This is a genomic window from Cupriavidus sp. R6-3, assembly GCF_059772245.1.
Window position 1 is genome coordinate 1 of sequence record NZ_JCBAJO010000287.1, and the last position, 5008, is coordinate 5008.

Annotated in this window: 4 protein-coding genes and 1 pseudogene; all 5 read right to left on the minus strand. The window is 68.4% G+C overall.

Annotation, left to right across the window (positions count from 1 at the left end):
- Positions 1-258: 258 nt before the first annotated feature.
- Positions 259-1533, minus strand: coding sequence for a D-amino acid dehydrogenase (locus tag AC6EI8_RS24030; protein ID WP_226106495.1), 1275 nt, complete (start codon positions 1531-1533; stop codon positions 259-261).
- Between the two features lie 5 nt (positions 1534-1538).
- Positions 1539-2837, minus strand: coding sequence for a TRAP transporter large permease (locus AC6EI8_RS24035; RefSeq protein ID WP_149318853.1), 1299 nt, complete (start codon positions 2835-2837; stop codon positions 1539-1541).
- 43 nt (positions 2838-2880) lie between these two features.
- Positions 2881-3393: a TRAP transporter small permease gene (locus AC6EI8_RS24040; RefSeq protein WP_226106494.1), complete on the minus strand. Its 513-nt coding sequence runs from the start codon at positions 3391-3393 to the stop codon at positions 2881-2883.
- A 167-nt stretch (positions 3394-3560) separates the two neighbouring features.
- Positions 3561-4550, minus strand: coding sequence for a TRAP transporter substrate-binding protein (locus AC6EI8_RS24045; RefSeq protein WP_149318946.1), 990 nt, complete (start codon positions 4548-4550; stop codon positions 3561-3563).
- A gap of 183 nt (positions 4551-4733) precedes the next feature.
- Positions 4734-5008, minus strand: a pseudogene (locus AC6EI8_RS24050) (amidase); the annotation flags it as partial.

Consider the following 5008-nt stretch of genomic DNA (forward strand, 5'->3'; position numbering starts at 1 on the left):
GGCACGGGCCATCAGCGTGAACGGCGACAGGCCGGCGTAGGCGGCCTGTTCGAGCCGGCGGATCGCGGCGCTGTCGAACAAGGGGACCGGCGTGCTGCTGGCCGGATCGAAGCGCAGCCAGTCCGCATTCGCAGTGGCTTCGGCGATTTCGGCGGTCACGGCGGTCTCAGCGGCCGTCCCGCCGGCGGCCGTCCCCGCGGCGGCAGGAGAGGAGAAGGGCGTCATCGGCGCATTATCGCAGCGCCGCCGGCAAGCGGCTCATCGCCGCGGACCGAGGCCGTAGCGGTCCGGCGTCAGCCCTTCCAGGTCGATCTCGGCCGCCGCGCCGGCCACCTGGGCGGCGAGCAGCTTGCCCGAGCCGCAGGCCATCGCCCAGCCGGTCGAACCATGGCCGAGATTGAGGAACAGCCCCGGCACGGCGGTGGCGCCGATCAAGGGCGGTCCGTCCGGCAGCATCGGCCGGGCACCGGTCCACAGCGAGGCTTCGCCGTAGTTGGCGGCGCCGGGGAACCAGTCGCGTCCTACCTTCAGCAGCGTGCGCACCGCGGCCTGGCGCAGGTCAAGCTTGCGCGAGCCGAGCTCGGCGGTGCCGGCCAGCCGAATGCGATTGCCCATGCGGGTGATCGCGACCTTGTACGACTCGTCCATCAGCGCGGCCAGCGGCGCCTGCAGGGCATCGCGCACGGGCACCGTCGCCGAATAGCCCTTGACCGGATACAGCGGCACGCGCAGGCCGAGCGGGCGCAGCAGCGCGGCACTGGCGACGCCGGCGGCCACCACGACGTGCGGTGCGCGCAGGATCGACTCGTTGCCCTGGTGCCGGGTCGATACGGACAGCACGCCGTCGCGCGGCGCCCCGATGCTGTGAACGGTGGTGTCCATCTGAAACCGCACGCCCGCCGCCTCGGCGAATTGCCGCAGCCGGCGCGTGAACATCGGGCAATTGCCCGATTCGTCCTCGGGCAGATGCAGCCCGCCGGCCAGCGCGGTGTCCGGAGCGAGGCCGGGCTCGAGGCGGCGGCATTCGGCGGCATCGATCAGCCGGTGGGGCACCGCGTTCTCGCGCAGCAGCGCCAGCGCGGGCCGGGCCATGTCGAGATCGCGCTCGGTCCTGAACAGCTGCAGATAGCCCTGCGACTGCTCGTAGTCGATCTGCAGCTGGTCGCGCAGCTGGTGCAGGCAGGCGCGGCTGTAGAAGGCCAGCCGCTGCATGCGCAGCTTGTTGATGCGGTAGCGTTCGAGCCGGCATTCGCCGAGCCAGCGCGCAATCCAGCGCCACATCGCGGGGTCGGCGCTGGGGCGGAACACCACCGGCGAGGTACTGGCGAAGAGGGTGCGCAGCACCTTGGCCGGCATCCCGGGCGCGGCCCACGGTGTCACATACCCGGGCGCGATCACGCCGGCGTTGCCGAAGCTGGTCTCCTGCGCGGGAGAGGCGCGCCGGTCCAGCACGGTGACCTCGAAGCCGGCCTCGCGCAGATACCAGGCCGAGCACACGCCGATCACGCCGGCCCCGATCACGATCGCACGCATGGCGCCTACATCTTCATCTGCGCGGGCAGGTAGGTCACCAGGCCGGGGAAGGCCCAGATCAGCAGCACCGCCACCACCATCAGCACGAAGAAGGGAAAGGCGGCCCAGGCGATATAGCTGATATTGCGCCGGGTCATCCCCTGCAGCACGAACAGGTTGAAGCCGACCGGCGGCGTGATCTGCGCCATCTCGACCACCAGCACGACGAAGATGCCGAACCACAGCAGGTCGATGCCGACCGCCTGGATGGTCGGCAGCAGCACCGACATCGTCAGCACCACCATCGAGATGCCGTCGAGGAAGCAGCCCAGGATGATGAAGAACACCATCAGCGCGATGATCAGCATGAACGGCGTCAGGTTCAGGCCGACGATCCACTCGGCCAGATGGCGGGGCAGGCCGATGAAGCCCATTGCCAGCGTCAGGAACGACGAGCCGGCCAGGATCAGCGCGATCATGCAGTACAGCCGCGTCGCCGACATCAGCGAATCGCGGAACGTTTCCCACGTCAGCGTGCGTTGCGCCAGCGCGAGCACCAGCGCGCCCACCACGCCGAGCGCGGCTGCCTCGGTGGCGGTGGCGATGCCGGCGTAGATCGAGCCCAGGACCGCGCCGATCAGCAGCACCACCGGGATCAGGTGGCGCGATTCGGCCAGCTTGGCATGCAGGTCCAGCCGATGCTCGGGCACCGGGATCGCATCGCGATGCCGCCAGCCCCAGACCGCGACGTAGCCCATGAACAGCAGCGCCAGCATCAGGCCCGGCAGCACGCCGCCGATGAACAGCTTGCCGATCGACACGTCGGCGGTGACGCCATAGACGATCATGATGATCGACGGCGGAATCAGCAGGCCCAGCGTGCCGGCGCCCGCCAGCGAGCCGATTGCCATCGACTCGGGATAGCCGCGCTTGGCCAGTTCGGGCAGCGAGATCTTGCCGATCGTCGCGCAGGTCGCGGCGCTCGAGCCCGACACCGCCGCAAAGATCGTGCAGCCGATCACGTTGACATGCAGCAGCCGGCCGGGCAGGCGCTGCAGCCACGGCGACAGCCCGCGGAACATGCCCTCGGACAGCCTGGTCTTGAGCAGGATCTCGCCCATCCAGATGAACAGGGGCAGCGCCGTCAGCGTCCAGCTCGACAGCGAGCCCCAGACGGTCAGCGCCATCGATTCGCCGCCGACCTTGTTGGTGAACAGCTCCATCGCCATCCAGGCGACGCCGAGAATCGCGATGCCGATCCAGACGCCGGCGCCGAGCACGGCGAAGATGGCGACGATCAGGAAGAAGGTGATCCAGAGATCCATGTGGTTGCGTTCCTGTGGGGGCTGACCGGTCGATACGTCGGCGTTACTCGGTGCGCGCCATTTCGCCGCTTTCCTCGCGCGGCAGACGGCGCGTGCGCAGCACGTAGACGAACTCCTCGGCGAAGGCGACGAACAGCCCGAACAGGCCCACCGCCATCGACAGCTGCGGAATCCACAGCGGCGTGGCGTCGGTGTTCTGCGAGATGTCGTGATAGATGTACGAGTCGTACGCGAGCTTGCCCGCGTAGTAGGTGAAGTACGCGGTCAGCAGCGTGGCCACCGCCAGGCAGAAGATCTCCACCCAGACACGCGGCCTGCCGTGCAGACGCTGCAGGATCAGCGTCACGCGGATATGGTCGCCCTGGCGCAGCGTCGCGGCCAGTGCAAGAAAGGAGCCCGCGGCCATGAAATAGCCGGCATAGGCGTCGCCGCCGTCGATCTGGAAATTGGCGAAGCGCCCGATGATGATGGCCAGTTCGATCAGCAGCGTCAGGCAGATGAAGACGGCGGCCAGCGCGCCGAGCGCCTGGTAGAACCACTGGAAGCGGGAAGTCATGATGCGTCCGGAAGGCTGGGGGAGGGAAGCGGAGGGCGATGCCGCGCCGGTGTCATGCTGCCGTCCCCGCGAGGGCGAGGACCAGCTGTCTCGTCGCGAGCCGCTGTCGTCCCTGCCTTCGCAGGGACGACGGGAGTCACGGGCTGGCCGGCACCACCTTGTTCGCCTTACTTGCGATACGCCGCGATGATCTCCTTGCCCTCGGGTCCGGCCTTCTTTTCCCACTCGGCCAGCAGCTCGTCGCCGATCTTCTTCATGTCGGCCTGCAGTTGCGGCGTGGGCTTGACGATGGTCATCTTGTTCTTGGCCAGCGTGTCGAGCGATTGCTGCGTGTATTCGCGCATCCGCTGCCAGCCGCGGGTCTCGGCGGCCTGCGCGGCCTTCAGCAGCGCCTCCTGCGACGGCTTGTCGAGCTTGTCGAACTCGCGCTTGTTGACGATCACCATGTTCTTCGGCAGCCAGGCATCGACCGTATGGAAGTGCGACAGGCTCTCCCAGACCTTGCTGTCGACGCCGGTGGCGCCCGAGGACATGAAGCTGTCGACCACGCCGGTGGCCAGCGCCTGCGACAGCTCGGCCGCCTGGATCGTCATCGGCTGCGCGCCGACGGCCTGCGCGATGCGCGTGGTGGCCGGATTGTAGGCGCGCCATTTCAGGCCCTTCATGTCGGCGCCCGAGCGGATTTCCTTCTTGGCGTAGATGCCCTGCGGCGGCCACGCGACCGCATACAGCAGCTTGATGCCCTGGCGGTCCAGCAGGCGGTCGATCACCGGGCGCTGCGCCTGCCACAGCTTGTACGAGGCATCGAAGCCGGTGGCGAGGAAGGGCACCGCGTCGACGCCGAACAGCGCGTTCTCGTTCTCCAGCAGCGACATCAGCACCTCGCCCGCCTGGGCCTGGTTGCTCTGCACCGCGCGCTTGATTTCGTTGGCCTTGAACAGCGAGCCGTTCGGATGCAGCGTGATGGCCAGCTTGCCCTGCGTGGCGGCGCTGACCTCCTTGGCGAACTGGTCCAGGTTGACCGTGTGCGGGTTGTTGGCCGGATAGCCGGTCGGCAGATCCCATTTGACCTGGGCCTGCGCCAGCGGCGCCATCGCGAAGGCGCAGGCGAGCAGCCCGCACGCAGACATCGACTTCAGCAATCCCTTGCGCTGCATCATTTCTCTCCTGGTTGTGTCTTTACCGCGTCGTTGCGCGTCGTCTTGGCGCCTGATCGGTGCGCTCGATCGTTGCGCGCGCGTGCGTGGATCTTGCGCCGCCAGCGGTGGCTCGTCCACTGGGTCGTCCACTAGGTTGTCCTGCGGGTTGTCGCGTGCCGTCACCCCGTCCGGGATCCCGGCTCAGGCCTGCGGCCCCGGCGCGAGCACGGCTTCCAATGCAAGCGCCGTGCCCAGCAGCGGCGCGTCGCGCATCGGGCCGTGCGCCAGCATCAGTCCGACCGGCAGTTCGTCGGGCTGGTGGCACGGCAGCGAGATCGCGCAGCCGTCGAGGAAGTTGATGGTCGAGGGATTGCGCAGCAGCAGCGCATTGGTGCGCGTAAACAGCGCGTCATCGGCGACCAGCGGCGCGATCGGCGGCGCCACCACCGGCACGGTGGGGCAGGCCAGCGCGTCGT

Excerpts from the sequence above, each read along its gene's own strand:
- AC6EI8_RS24030 (WP_226106495.1), bottom strand. The coding sequence starts at position 1,533 with ATGCGTGCGATCGTGATCGGGGCCGGCGTGATCGGCGTGTGCTCGGCC.
- AC6EI8_RS24035 (WP_149318853.1), bottom strand. The coding sequence starts at position 2,837 with ATGGATCTCTGGATCACCTTCTTCCTGATCGTCGCCATCTTCGCCGTG.
- AC6EI8_RS24040 (WP_226106494.1), bottom strand. The coding sequence starts at position 3,393 with ATGACTTCCCGCTTCCAGTGGTTCTACCAGGCGCTCGGCGCGCTGGCC.
- AC6EI8_RS24045 (WP_149318946.1), bottom strand. The coding sequence starts at position 4,550 with ATGCAGCGCAAGGGATTGCTGAAGTCGATGTCTGCGTGCGGGCTGCTC.